The organism is Photobacterium satsumensis (genome assembly GCF_050336935.1).
In the GTDB taxonomy this organism is placed as follows: domain Bacteria; phylum Pseudomonadota; class Gammaproteobacteria; order Enterobacterales; family Vibrionaceae; genus Photobacterium; species Photobacterium satsumensis.
Window position 1 is genome coordinate 2,403,076 of record NZ_JAKJSK010000006.1, and the last position, 12,984, is coordinate 2,416,059.

Genomic DNA, 12,984 nt, shown 5'->3' on the forward strand with positions numbered 1-12,984 from the left:
ATTGCGGGCTCCTTGATCTTATTTTTCCGGCTTTTCTATGCGACAGGTGAATGCTTTTTCAGTCACATGATGGCGGCACTTAACCTGAGAATATAGGGACTGAGGCTATGAGATCATTGATATATGTGGAAGTCTTGTTTCTTTATAAAAACTTTTGATAATCAATTTATGATTAAAAAAAAGGAAGCGCAAGATCAAGCTGGCGCTTCCAAAGGCGATGTTACGTGTAGTCAGCAGTAATGCAGGCTTACAATGAAATATCTCGGTTACAGTCTTTGGAATAAATGTAGCTAAGAGGCTCACCTCTCCCTGTTGCATAGCAGGCTTGGGGAACATAGGCAGCCATGAATAGGTAATCGCCTTTTTTCACCGGGATCCAGTTGTTGTCTAAGTTATAGACACCTTCACCGCTGAGGATATAAGCACCGTGCTCTTGTACATGTGTTTCTATATAGCCATGGCAAGCTCCCGGTTCAAAAGTCAGTACATGAAAGTTCATGTCGAAACCTAAATCTTTCGGGAGTAAATCTTCTACAATGACATTTTCCATACCTTCGTAGTGGATTTTTTCGAGGTTATCGCGGTGGTTAACGATCAAGTGCGGCTGGAAGCCGGTGATAGGCTGGTACTTGCGTTTGTACAAGAATGCCTGGCTATCTTCGCCTTGGTTGCTATTCTCCATGAACAATAGTGCTCCCGGAGGACAGTAAATATAACCTCCGGCTGTGAGCGTGTGACGTTGGCCGTCCGACTCGACACTGACTTGTCCCGAAATGACATAGAAGAAGGTTTCAATTTCTTCGCCACCAAAACCAGAGCGATTGTTGCCGCCATCATGGAGGGTAACTAGGTAATCAACAAAAGTTGCGCCTATTTGTGGTGAAGACAGGATAGTCAGGTCGCAGTTTTCAAAACCCGGCAGAACATTTTTAACTAACCCGTCTGGTGGAAGAATTGCAAAGTTGTTCTTTTTAATTACGGCACGGGTTGCAAGAAGATCGTTAATGTATCCAGTATTGTTGTTTAAGTATCCCATCTTATACCTCGAATCTATCACCTAAAAAAGCGGGCCCGGAAGGAAGTAATTGGGCCCTATTACCAGAAGCTGTGTTGGTATATAAATATTATCGAGTGGAAATAATAAAAATGTGATCTTGGTAACTCATTTTTTACTTCAAGGTTTAATTATATGCTGATGTCATAATTAAATAAAAATGTTTTATAAAGACGTAAATTAAACGTATTCGCTAGACATAAAATAGTGTCATTAATACTTTAAGTATACAGATTCGAAAACAAACTGTGTATTTAACAGCCCTAAGGGTAAATATTAAATAGGTGTATAATGAATAAAAAAAGAATTGTGATTGCCTTGGGCGGCAATGCCATGCTTAAACGTGGCGAAGTACTATCGGCTGAGAACCAACAGCGAAATATTGATAAGGCCGCCGAACTCATTAAGCAACTTGAGCAAGATTACGACGTAACAATCGTACACGGCAATGGCCCACAAGTGGGGTTATTGGCGCTACAGAACTCTGCCTACAATGAAGTGCCGGCCTATCCGCTTGATAATTTAGTGGCTCAAACTCAAGGTATGCTGGGTTATATGTTGGTGCATTCATTAACGGAGCAAGGTATGAGTGATGTATCTTGCCTATTAACCCGGGTTGAAGTGTCAGCATCTGATCCCGCTTTTGCTGATCCAACCAAGTATATTGGTCCGGTATATTCGCCACAAGACAAAGCCGAGCTCGAAAAACAATATGGTTGGCAAATGAAACCAGATGGCCAATTTATCCGCCGTGTGGTTGCTTCGCCTAAACCTGTTCAAGTTATTGAAGCGAATACCATTGTTAGCTTGTTGGACCAAGGTAAAACCGTCGTATGTTGTGGCGGCGGCGGTATGCCGGTCGTGCAGCAGGATGTCGGATACCGTGGTGTGGAAGCTGTTATCGATAAAGACTCAGTTGCCGCAATGCTTGCAGAACAAATTGGGGCCGATTATTTGATGATTCTGACGGATGCTGATGCCGTTTATCAAGACTGGGGCACGCCCAATCAAAAAGCATTGAGGGATGTCACGGTTAGCCAAATGCGTCCTTTTGCCGCCCCTGATGGTGCGATGGGGCCGAAAGCCGAGGCGGTTATTCAATTTGTTGAACGGACCGGGCAAGTCGCCTTCATTGGTGCCTTGCAGGATATAGAGCAAATCCTAGTGGGTGAAAAGGGGACATGTGTCAGGCCGGCATGCACTGTTGTCCCCGAAGCGCCATTAGTGGTTTAGTTGATCGATATTTTTCAGGAACCCTTGGATTATGGGATCGTTATTGTTGAATAATTCGATAATCCATTGGGTTACCTCACCAGTTGAGTCTTGACGCCAGCCAATAGAAAGTGGCGACGGAGTACGGCTCCACTGCACTTCTTTTTCAATTAATAGCCCTTCATCAATTAATGGTCTTGCCAGGTTTTTTGGCAGAAAACCAATCCCCGCTCCGTTTTTATGACAGGCAACTTTTGTCGATAAATCAGGTACTTTAATTTCCTTTTGTTCGCGTAGCAGCCAAGCCGTACGTTTATTGATGTGCTGCGAAGTATCTTCAATATTGATAGCAGGGTGATGCCTGAGCTGAGACTCTTTAAGCGGTACGTTGAGCGCTGCCAATGGGTGGTTGGGGGCCAGGGTAAAGGTCCAGCTCATTTTACCGAGAGGGCGTAGTTTTACTGCATTATCAATAGTATCGAGTCCAGGAACACCAATGGCTAAGTGGTAGTCATTATTCAAAAGGTCATCCCATACCCCCATATATACCGCGCTAGATATATTTATCTGAGTAAAGGGGAAAGCTTCATGTAATGCCAGTGTGAGCTGGGAGACTGAGTGCTCATCAAAAAGTAAGTTGTTGATAACTATGTTAATGTATCGCTCAACGCCATCGGCAATTTGGCGTAGCTCATCAGGAATACTCTCCATCCAGTCAAGCCACTTTTGACATTGGCCCAGTAAGTGCTCGCCTGCTTCGGTGAGGTTTACACTTCGGGTGGTACGAATAAAGAGCTGGGTGTCGACAGCATCTTCCAATACCTTTATTCGATAGCTGATGGCAGCCGGCGTTTTATGTAACTCTTCAGCCGCTTTGGAAAAATTGGCATGCTCAGCCACTTTCATAAACGAACGGATGGTTTCCCTGTCCAGCATAAATATTCCTTGAGTGAATGGTCTATAAGGTTTTATAGAAGAATATAGAAATAAATAAATTGATCGAGATCCACTATTGATAAACTATTAAAAAGATAAGTGTAAGAAAATCATTTTTGATAATGAATTATTGTTTATATAAATAATTTTTATAATTGTTGTGTTTGAATTTTATTAATCAATAAAGATTAAACGATAATAAGGTCATTTTTGAAAAGATTATAACAATATTTTGTGTGTGATATTGCTCAATATTTTATTTCAACTTCTGCCTTAATCTCTAATTCAATACAGGGAAGCATAATGTAATAAATAGCTTTCTCATCGTTATTTATTTGGGGATAAAAGGTGGTCGTACATGATCCAAGCATTTTTGAAAAAGGGTTGTTTTCAGGACTCAGTGAGCCTGATGCTGATCTCAAGGCAATTGAGTAACGGGGACGATGTCGAAGAAGTGTCAGTCATGATGGGCACACCAGCCAATAAATCTCTCCTCGAATCGACGGGATTATGGCATCCACTGTTCGAAGAGGCGACGCCAAATGATATCTGTGTAGCGATTCGCCCAGCGGTAAGCAGTGGTGATGTGTCAGAGGAGATAGCGAAGCAGTTGAATGGTGCCCTAGCATCGGTGGCGCAGGCTTCTTCTGGCGGGCAGCGGCTAGATGTCGCGCGTCGCTGGCAAACCGCACTGGCAAAACAGCCGGAGGCAAATCTGGCACTGATTTCAGTGGCGGGGGACTATGCCGCCGATTTAGCTGACGAGGCTTTAGATCATGATCTGAATGTGATGATGTTTTCCGACAATGTCCCGGTTGAGTCGGAGGTTGCACTGAAAAAGAAAGCGGCGACCAAAGGACTGCTGGTCATGGGGCCAGACTGTGGTACCGCCATGGTGGCAGGTTCACCTCTTGCTTTTGCTAACGTGTTACCGAAAGGGCCGATCAGTATTGTCGGTGCTTCGGGCACAGGTATTCAGGAACTGGCTTCTCAAGTCTGCCTAGCAGGCCAAGGGATCACCCATGCTATTGGCCTAGGCGGCCGTGACTTATCTGCTGAAGTCGGCGGGGCGAGCGCGTTGAGCGCACTCAAGATGATGGAGAATGATCAGGAAACTGAAGTGGTCGCATTTGTTTCCAAACCGCCAGCTCCTGACGTAGAGCAACGCGTTATTCACGCGATGAAAGGAATGAGCAAGCCGGTTGTCGCGCTATTTTTGGGGACTCGCCAAGATAAGGCTCGTGATGGCAATGTCTTTTTTGCTAATAGCCTGGCTGAAGCGGGGAGGCTTGCCGCGATGCTAGCCAATGTTCGTCAATATGTTCCAGGTTGCAATCAAACATCGGGTAAAACCATTCTTGGTTTGTATACCGGCGGTACGCTGGCAGCTGAGGCCGCGATGCTTACCGCTGAACAGTTTGGACTGACAGTCGATGATGCCCATGACCAAGGCGTGATGCTTAACGACGGCGGCCATCTCATCATCGATCTCGGTGATGATCACTATACGGTTGGTCGCCCTCACCCGATGATTGACCCAACGACTCGTACTTTAGAAATCGAGAAGCGTGCCGTTGATGAAGCCATCGGAGTCCTGCTGCTGGACGTTGTTATTGGCTATGGCGCAACCGCCGATCCTGCATCGGCACTGGTGGATGCCGTTGAAAGTGTTAAATCCAAGCGACAAAGTCCGCTGCATGTTATCGCGACAGTAACTGGCACCCAAGAGGATCCTCAGCAGCGTTCAAAGCAAATTAGCATCCTAATCGATGCGGGTGTCGCCGTCGTCAATACGTTAGAAGAAGCGGTGCTGCTGTCAGAAGCGTTAACAGAACAACAAGGGATAAAGACGGTTAATGAACGACCCTCCCTCCTTGATGGGATAACGGTGGTGAATGCGGGCCTGCGTAGTTTTGCGGATGATATGCAGTCAGCCTCTACACCCGTTGTGCATTACCAATGGGCCCCGATCGCGGGTGGGAACACAAAATTAGCCAGTCTATTAAAACAAATGCAATAGGGAAGCCAAGATATGTATTCATCGATTAATGAAGCCAATGCCGCCGTTCTGGAAAAAGTAAAATCAGCTCGCCCATTTTGGGTGGATGTCACTTCTGCCAGTGACGTTATTACATGGTTGGCTGAAGGTAAGCATTTACTGCATGCCGGCCCTCAGATCCAATGGGAAGAAATGACAGGGCCTATGCAAGGGGCCTGTGTCAGTGCTTGTTTGTATGAAGGTTGGGCAACATCTGACACTGAAGCGATGGCAATGCTTGCCAGAGGCGAGGTTAAATTCAGTCCTTGTCATCACCATAATGCTGTTGGCCCTATGGGTGGAATTACATCCGCAAACATGCCGGTGATTGTGGTTGAAAACAAAGCTGACGGTAATTTCGCTTACTGCAATATGAATGAAGGTATCGGTAAAGTCATGCGCTTCGGCGCTTACGGCGACGAGGTCCAGCAACGTTTGCATTGGATGCGTGAAGAGTTGATGCCGGTACTCAAAGATGCACTGAAACAGACTGATGGTGGCGTTGATTTAGGGGCTATCATGGCTCAAGGCATCACTATGGGGGATGAATTTCACCAGCGTAATATCGCCACCTCCTCATTATTGTTGAGAACGCTTGCACCGAGTATTGCAGCTGTCGATACCAGTAAGGACGTACTTAAGAGGGTGTTTGACTTCCTAAGTATTACCGATCAGTTTTTCCTCAATTTGGCGATGGCATTTTGTAAGTGTGCCATGGATGCCGGCGCAAGCGTCAAGGCTGGCAGCATTGTTACCGCAATGACCCGCAATGGTAAGGACTTTGGTATCCGAGTTAGCGGGCTAGGCGATCAATGGTTTACAGCACCTGTAAATACGCCTGAAGGTTTGTATTTTACCGGTTATTCCCAAGAGCAGGCGAATACGGATGTCGGTGACAGTGCCATTACCGAAACTTACGGTATCGGTGGGGCCGCGATGGTCGCTGCGCCGGGTGTCACCCGCTTTGTCGGTGTTGGCGGGGTAGATGTGGCGCTAGATGTTTCAGAGGAAATGGCAGAGATCTTCGTTGAGCAAAACTCTTTGCTCCAAATCCCATCATGGAACTTCCAAGGTGCCTGTCTAGGGCTGGATGTGCGTCATGTGGTTGAGACCGGTATCACGCCTGTGATCAATACGGGGATTGCCCACAAGGAAGCAGGAATTGGCCAAATCGGGGCTGGTACTGTAAGAGCGCCATTAGCGTGTTTTGAAAAAGCACTTGAAGCCTTGGCCCAAGATCTGGGTCTGCAGGCTGAATAGAGAAATAGGGCGGCCCCAAGGCTGCCTTGATCACTCCGGGGGGAATGGGATGGTAAATGAAGCGTTAGCCTACAGTTTGTCTGCACCATTTAAGCAAGGGGCGTTACGTTTTGCGGGTAGTGGAAGTCAGGCGATTAACTTTCTGACTGAAGATAACAAGGTACTGACTCTACACCGCAGTGATGCGGGGTTGAGTCCCTCCGGATGGTCAGTTTCAGCCCAGGTATTTAATCAGCTAAGTACACTTGTGCCGGGAGCCTGCAATATACGACTGGTTAGTAATGGTATGATAGTTAACGATTTACATCTGCAAAAGGGCACCAATGGCGTGTGGCTGAAGGCGCAGGGTATATCGTCTATTTCCTTGGCGGTGTTGACCGACTTCCTGAGTAAACAAGAACAGGAGACGGGGTTATATGGCTCATTATCGGAAATTGTAAAGGCCGAAGACAAGACCCCTTTTTATCAAATATTGGCGCAGCTTTACCAATGGTTTGATGGCGGCACGCCATGCTGGAAAGGTATTGTTGGTGGCGGGCCTGGATTAACGCCTAGTCATGACGATATGTTGGTTGGCATGTTGGCCTGCGCTTATAGCAATCCCGATTTGAAAGGCAGGGCGCATAAACTGTTGCCTCTATCTTTAGATCTCGACTACTGGACTACATCAGTGAGTGCTGGGTATTTAGAGCAAGCAAGAAACGGTTATTTTTCGGTTTCATTATTAGACTTAATAAACGCCAGTCCAGAAGATTTCAACCGTTATGCATCTCGATTTCTATGTCATGGCCATTATTCTGGGGCCGATACATTATTGGGAATGTGGTTGTTCCTGAAATTACAGAATATTATAAACACTATATAAAACTATTTAATGATTATTTATAGATAAACAGAAAAAATCATTAAGTTTAATTTGGCATTTATAGATCACAAAATAATATATTTCTTCAGCTAGTATAGATTTATAAAGAAATGACATAAACCTATTAGCCCGTGAAATAGAATATTTATCATGGAGTACATTATGAATCTTTCAAGTGAGCAGCTTCATCAGTTAATTAAAAATAAAATTAAACAAGCCGGTTTATCTGATGAACATGCTGATGTTGTTGCAGATGTCCTTGTGTTTGCAGACGAGCGTGGCGTGCATTCCCATGGTGCTGTTCGGGTTGAGTATTACTCGGAACGCATATCGAAAGGAGGCATTAACGCCGACCCTCAATTTACTTATGAAGAAACTGGCCCCTGCAGTGCGGTTTACGATGGTGATAATGGGGCTGGCCATGTCATTGCAAAGAACGCAATGGATAAAGCCATTGAAATGGCAAACTCGAAAGGTGTTGCTGTTATCGGTGTGAAGCGAATGAGCCATAGCGGTGCACTTGGTTATTTTACTAAACATGCTGCTGAGCAAGGGCTTATTGCGATTTCGATGTGCCAGTCGGACCCAATGGTCGTGCCATTTGGAGGCAGTGAAGTTTACTATGGCACGAACCCAATTGCCTTTTCAGCGCCAGGACCGGATGGAAAGACAATAAACTTTGATATGGCGACCACCATTCAGGCTTGGGGCAAGGTGCTGGATGCCCGCTCCCGTAACCAATCAATTCCTGATACATGGGCGGTAGACAGTACGGGTAACCCGACGTCTGACCCACATGCTGTTCGGGCACTATTACCGATTGCCGGACCTAAGGGGTATGGCCTGATGATGATGGTTGATATTCTTTCTGGCGTGATGTTGGGTTTGCCTTTCGGTAAAAATGTCAGCTCAATGTACGATGATTTAGCCGAAGGACGTAATTTAGGCCAGTTACATATTGTGATTAACCCTGAATTTTTCACAACAAAAGAATACTTCATTGAATCGATTTCTCAAACTATGAAGGAATTGGGTGAGATTCGTCCAGCCCCTGGTTTTGATAAGGTATTATATCCGGGACAAAACAGTGATCTAATTGAAGCTAAATCAAGAGAAAATGGAATAGAGATTGTAGATGAAGTCTACGACTACTTAATATCTGAACATACCTTTATTAACTCCTACGATCATAAATCTGCCTTTAATGGATAAATAGAACAAATACTCAAAAATAAAAATTGCTTATTAACCCACCTGTACCGTTATGAGCTGTCTGTCATATATACATATTTTGAAACAAAATAAGGAATGAAAAGATGGAGCTATTAAAAACAAAAGTAGAAGAAACGTCGAAAAAAATCACTCAATACGGTTATCAAGAAGGGGAAGGTATGACCCGCCTACTCTACACCGAAGAGTGGTTATCAGCTCAAAATACCTTCTTAGACCTGTTTGAAAAAAGCGGTTTCCAAGCGTATTCAGATGATGTGGGTAACATTTATGGCCGCTTGGAAGGAACGGAATTTCCGAACCAGGTGATCATGTCTGGTTCGCATATCGATACTGTGGTGAATGGCGGCAATCTCGATGGTCAGTTTGGTATCGAAGCAGCATTTATTGCCATGCAGTACTTAAAAGATAAACACGGTTCTCCAAAGCGTACGATTGAAGTTGTTTCTTTGGCCGAAGAAGAAGGCAGCCGTTTTCCATATGTGTTCTGGGGAAGCAAGAATATTGTTGGGATTGCTGATAATGACGCGGTTAAAGATCTAACTGACAACAAAGGCGTGAACTTTGTCGATGCCATGAAAAAGTGCGGGTTTGATTTTGCAACTGAGCGCACGGTCAGAAAAGACATAAAAGCCTTTGTCGAACTGCATATCGAGCAGGGCAAAGTGCTAGAAACCGAGGGCAAGCAACTTGGCGTGGTGACCAGTATTGCCGGCCAGCGTCGTTACAACATTACGCTTAAAGGGGAAGCTAATCACGCGGGAACCACCCCGATGGGCTACCGGAAAGATACTGTTTATGCGTTCAGCAAAATTTGTAGTCAGTCAATCGATAAAGCCAAAGCAGAAGGTGATCCACTTGTATTGACCTTTGGCAAAGTGTCACCTAAGCCAAATACCGTTAATGTCGTGCCTGGTGATATTGTATTTAGCATGGATTGTCGCCATACCGATAAGGAAAAGCTATTAGGCTTCAGTGATCAGATTATTGCAGATATGCAGCAAATCTGTACCGAGATGGACATTGAAATCGATGTTGATCTGTTTATGGATGAAGAGCCGATCCCTATGGATCCAACCCTGGTTGATCTCATTGATACGACGTTTGAGTCGCAAGGCAAGAACTATATGCGAATGCACAGTGGTGCTGGGCATGATTCTCAGATTTTTGCTCCTCGCGTTCCTACTGGAATGATCTTTATTCCAAGTGTTGCGGGTATTAGCCATAACCCAGCAGAACGAACCAATCTTGATGATCTTACCGTTGGTGTCGAAGCACTTATCAGTGTGCTTTACGAGCTAGCATATAAATAATACGCGGAAATTAATATGGAAATTAATAATCAGTCCGGTATTGAGTACTGGAAAAAGCTTGTCGTCATACTTTGCTTTGGTTGGGTTGCTATTTGGATTTATCGCACAGTTCTTACACCGATTTATCCAGAAATTCAGTCTGCGCTTGGTGATATCAGTGATACACAAATAGGTCTTATTGCTACATTCTATTTTGCAGCATACTGTGGTGGTCAAATACCCGCCTCGATTGTTGTTGAAAAAATGGGGCAGAAGCTGACTTTATTATGTGGCTTCAGTTTATTTACTGTTGGTACGCTTGTTATTGCAAACGCCCCCTCAATCAACATGGTATATGCGGGTTCATTACTGTCCGGATTGGGGTGTGCCTCTTTCTTCTGCTCGGCTTACTCATTATCTGGTGAGCATGTCCCTCAGGAACGCCGTGCGTTTGCTTCCGCAATCGTGAACAGTGGCTCTGCTGTGGGGATGGGGATTGGCCTGATCGGATCCAGTGTTCTGGTTAAGAACATGGGAATGGCATGGAATAACGTGCTTTATATTTCTGCGGCGGTTATTTTCGCAATGCTTATTGTATTTGCAATGATGATAAAGCCACATAAAAAAGCCCCCGTTTCTGTCGAGTCAAAGCGAGAGGATTCAGCAACCCCAGAGGCAGGAAAACAAGGCTCTTCGTTGCTTAGCCCAGAACTGATTTCAGTATATTTCCTATATTTCTGCACTTGTTATGGTTATTACATGATCGTGACTTGGCTGCCAAGCTATTTACAGACAGAGCGCGGATTCGAAGGTGCTGCAATCGGTGGAGCATCCGCTCTAGTCGCCATGGTTGCGGTTCCAGGGGCGCTGTATTTTAGCTCATTGGCAGATAAGTTTAAGTCACAAATGATCAAGATGGTTGTCGCAATGGAGATAGCAGGTGGCTTAATGTTGGCCTTTACGGTGTTATCTCCGAACACTACCGCTTTGATGATCAGCCTTATTGTGTATGGATTCCTTGGTAAGATGGCTCTTGACCCAATCCTGATCTCTTATGTTACGGATCGTGCGCCGAAAGTCAGAATGGCAAGGGCCTTGGCTATCTTTAACTTATCAGGAATGTCTTCGTCGATTATTGCGCCACCGTTGACAGGCTTTATCTCAGATATAACGGGCTCTAAAGCGATTGGCTTCTATTTGTCCGCGGGCTTGTTGGTTGCTGGCGCATTATTCTTTATCGTTATCAACCTAAGAGCAAGCCACAAGCAAGAAGTACAAACAGCATCATATTAACAGTAACTATATACTTCCAAGTAATGTCAAAGTGATTTAACTCACCTGGATATAAGCCAGCTAACTCTGTTAGCTGGCTTTTTTATTTATAGAAAACAAAAAAACGTGTAATTTCAAATAGTATTAACCGTATGTGAGTACTTATAAATAGATGGATGTTTATTGAATGTAAAAACAGATTAAATAATCATGCTGAAATAAACAAAATAATAAAAACATTGCTTATTGTGTGGTTACTTTCTAATAAAAGAAAAATTCTAGCCTGTATAGTTTCCCAGACAAAATGAATTGACGTCCAATAATAAGGGAAACACCATGAATGAAATAACGAAGGAGTTAATCGATGAATATCGATCTCGTGGTTATAACAATGATCTATTACCTAAGCCCACGGATAAGAGAACATGGCGAGCGTTAAACTACTTTACGCTATGGCAGGGCTCGGTACATAACGTACCTAATTACGTTGCTGTTGGTGGCTTTTTTATGCTCGGCCTTAGCACCGCCGGTATCATGGCCGCCATTTTGTTAAGTGGTGCCGTTATTGCGCTGGCGATGATTCTCAATGGCGCACCGGGGTCGAAATATGGTGTTCCGTTCTCTATGCTCCTTAGGGCTTCGTATGGGGTAAAAGGTGCACTGTTCCCTGGAGTCTTGCGCGGTGGCATTGCTGCTATCATGTGGTTCGGCTTACAAAATTACGCGGGCTCTATCGCTTTACTCATTATTATTGCCAAGATTTGGCCTGAATTTCTCGCGATTGGTGGTGACTGGTCTTTCTTGGGGATTTCCGCGCCTGGGTTGATTGCTTTCCTAGTGTTTTGGGTTATCAATATGCTTATTGGCTTAGGTGGAGGCGCTATCCTCAATCGCTTTACGGCTATCCTCAATCCGTGTATTTACCTCGTGTTCGGTGGCATGGCAATTTGGGCCGTATACCTAGTGGGCTTTGAAAGTATACTCGCCTATGTTCCTGCTAAGGTTCAGCAGGGTGATGCAGGCTTCTTCGAATTCCTCATTGTGATTAATGCGATCGTTGCCGTATGGGCGGCTCCAGCGGTGAGTGCTTCTGATTTTACTCAGAATGCCCGTAGTTTTCGTGACCAAGCGACAGGTCAGTTTTGTGGCCTAATGGTGGCTTATCTGTTGTTTGCTGTTTCAAGTGTTTGCGTACTGGCTGGTGCCAGTATCCATTTCGAAACCGATACTTGGAATGTGCTCGATATTATCGCTAAATGGGACAGCTTATTTTTGGTGATCTTTGCCGGTACTGTAGTACTGATGACGACGATCTCAACCAATGCGACGGGTAATATCATCCCGGCCGGATATCAGTTGGTGGCGGTTTTCCCACGTCTGACTTATCGCCAGGGAGTCATGATTGCTGGGGTGATCAGCGTGATTATTTGCCCGTGGAAACTAATGGAAAGTCAGGAAAGTATCTTCCTTTTCCTTAATACCATCGGCGGTATTCTTGGCCCTGTGATTGGGGTAATGCTGGGTCACTACTTCATTATTATGAAGCAGAGGATAAAATTAGATTCACTTTACGTGTCTGACGATAGCTTTAATTACTATAAAAATGGCATCAACCTTATTGCCTTCTATGCCACGATCTTTGCCTGCGTACTCTCCCTAGGCGGCCAGTATATTTCTTCGTTAAGTGCTTTAAATAGCGTGTCTTGGTTCACCGGCGTCATTGTTGCCTTTGTGACATATGTTGCCCTGATGAAGCTTGACGAAAAACGCAATCCAGAGCTTTACCTTTCGTTCCGATAATTTGCAGTATTTATTTCAAAATAGT

Annotated in this window: 10 protein-coding genes; 8 read left to right on the plus strand and 2 right to left on the minus strand. The window is 44.8% G+C overall.

Annotated elements, in window-relative coordinates:
• Positions 1 to 247 precede the first annotated feature (247 nt).
• Complete coding sequence (allE, locus tag L4D79_RS10855; RefSeq protein WP_428651188.1) at positions 248 to 1,036, minus strand: (S)-ureidoglycine aminohydrolase; 789 nt, start codon at positions 1,034 to 1,036, stop codon at positions 248 to 250.
• Between the two features lie 309 nt (positions 1,037 to 1,345).
• Here allE and L4D79_RS10860 point away from each other — a divergent pair, with 309 nt between their 5' ends.
• The gene (locus L4D79_RS10860; RefSeq protein WP_428651191.1) at positions 1,346 to 2,287 is read left to right on the plus strand and encodes a carbamate kinase; all 942 of its coding nucleotides are present in this window, start codon (positions 1,346 to 1,348) and stop codon (positions 2,285 to 2,287) included.
• Here the strand turns inward: L4D79_RS10860 and allS are convergent.
• The gene (allS, locus tag L4D79_RS10865) at positions 2,276 to 3,202 is read right to left on the minus strand and encodes an HTH-type transcriptional activator AllS (RefSeq protein ID WP_428651193.1); all 927 of its coding nucleotides are present in this window, start codon (positions 3,200 to 3,202) and stop codon (positions 2,276 to 2,278) included. The genes L4D79_RS10860 and allS overlap by 12 nt on opposite strands.
• A 358-nt stretch (positions 3,203 to 3,560) precedes the next feature.
• Between allS and fdrA the strand changes: the two genes are divergently transcribed.
• The 7 genes from fdrA (at position 3,561) to L4D79_RS10900 (ending at position 12,959) form a co-directional block, all read left to right on the plus strand.
• Positions 3,561 to 5,222, plus strand: a complete 1,662-nt coding sequence (gene fdrA / locus L4D79_RS10870; protein ID WP_428651195.1) for an acyl-CoA synthetase FdrA — start codon at positions 3,561 to 3,563, stop codon at positions 5,220 to 5,222.
• A 12-nt stretch (positions 5,223 to 5,234) separates the two neighbouring features.
• A complete protein-coding gene (locus L4D79_RS10875) occupies positions 5,235 to 6,500 on the plus strand; it encodes a YlbE family protein (RefSeq protein WP_428651197.1) in 1,266 nt (421 codons plus the stop codon).
• Between the two features lie 49 nt (positions 6,501 to 6,549).
• Positions 6,550 to 7,365 carry an oxamate carbamoyltransferase subunit AllH family protein gene (locus L4D79_RS10880; RefSeq protein ID WP_428651200.1) on the plus strand — a complete coding sequence of 272 codons (816 nt, stop codon included), beginning with the start codon at positions 6,550 to 6,552 and terminating at the stop codon, positions 7,363 to 7,365.
• A 162-nt stretch (positions 7,366 to 7,527) separates the two neighbouring features.
• Positions 7,528 to 8,577 carry an ureidoglycolate dehydrogenase gene (gene allD / locus L4D79_RS10885; protein WP_428651202.1) on the plus strand — a complete coding sequence of 350 codons (1,050 nt, stop codon included), beginning with the start codon at positions 7,528 to 7,530 and terminating at the stop codon, positions 8,575 to 8,577.
• Positions 8,578 to 8,681: 104 nt separating this feature from the next.
• The gene (gene allC / locus L4D79_RS10890) at positions 8,682 to 9,908 is read left to right on the plus strand and encodes an allantoate deiminase (RefSeq protein ID WP_428651205.1); all 1,227 of its coding nucleotides are present in this window, start codon (positions 8,682 to 8,684) and stop codon (positions 9,906 to 9,908) included.
• 15 nt (positions 9,909 to 9,923) lie between these two features.
• Positions 9,924 to 11,180 (plus strand): MFS transporter, encoded by a 1,257-nt coding sequence (locus L4D79_RS10895; RefSeq protein ID WP_428651207.1) that lies wholly within the window; start codon positions 9,924 to 9,926, stop codon positions 11,178 to 11,180.
• A gap of 315 nt (positions 11,181 to 11,495) precedes the next feature.
• Positions 11,496 to 12,959 carry an allantoin transporter gene (locus tag L4D79_RS10900; protein WP_428651210.1) on the plus strand — a complete coding sequence of 488 codons (1,464 nt, stop codon included), beginning with the start codon at positions 11,496 to 11,498 and terminating at the stop codon, positions 12,957 to 12,959.
• Positions 12,960 to 12,984 lie beyond the last annotated feature (25 nt).

What these genes read in the sequence shown, in the direction of transcription:
- allE (WP_428651188.1), bottom strand. Translation starts at nt 1,036, where the DNA reads ATGGGATACTTAAACAACAATACTGGATACATTAACGATCTTCTTGCA.
- L4D79_RS10860 (WP_428651191.1), top strand. Translation starts at nt 1,346, where the DNA reads ATGAATAAAAAAAGAATTGTGATTGCCTTGGGCGGCAATGCCATGCTT.
- allS (WP_428651193.1), bottom strand. Translation starts at nt 3,202, where the DNA reads ATGCTGGACAGGGAAACCATCCGTTCGTTTATGAAAGTGGCTGAGCAT.
- fdrA (WP_428651195.1), top strand. Translation starts at nt 3,561, where the DNA reads ATGATCCAAGCATTTTTGAAAAAGGGTTGTTTTCAGGACTCAGTGAGC.
- L4D79_RS10875 (WP_428651197.1), top strand. Translation starts at nt 5,235, where the DNA reads ATGTATTCATCGATTAATGAAGCCAATGCCGCCGTTCTGGAAAAAGTA.
- L4D79_RS10880 (WP_428651200.1), top strand. Translation starts at nt 6,550, where the DNA reads ATGGTAAATGAAGCGTTAGCCTACAGTTTGTCTGCACCATTTAAGCAA.
- allD (WP_428651202.1), top strand. Translation starts at nt 7,528, where the DNA reads ATGAATCTTTCAAGTGAGCAGCTTCATCAGTTAATTAAAAATAAAATT.
- allC (WP_428651205.1), top strand. Translation starts at nt 8,682, where the DNA reads ATGGAGCTATTAAAAACAAAAGTAGAAGAAACGTCGAAAAAAATCACT.
- L4D79_RS10895 (WP_428651207.1), top strand. Translation starts at nt 9,924, where the DNA reads ATGGAAATTAATAATCAGTCCGGTATTGAGTACTGGAAAAAGCTTGTC.
- L4D79_RS10900 (WP_428651210.1), top strand. Translation starts at nt 11,496, where the DNA reads ATGAATGAAATAACGAAGGAGTTAATCGATGAATATCGATCTCGTGGT.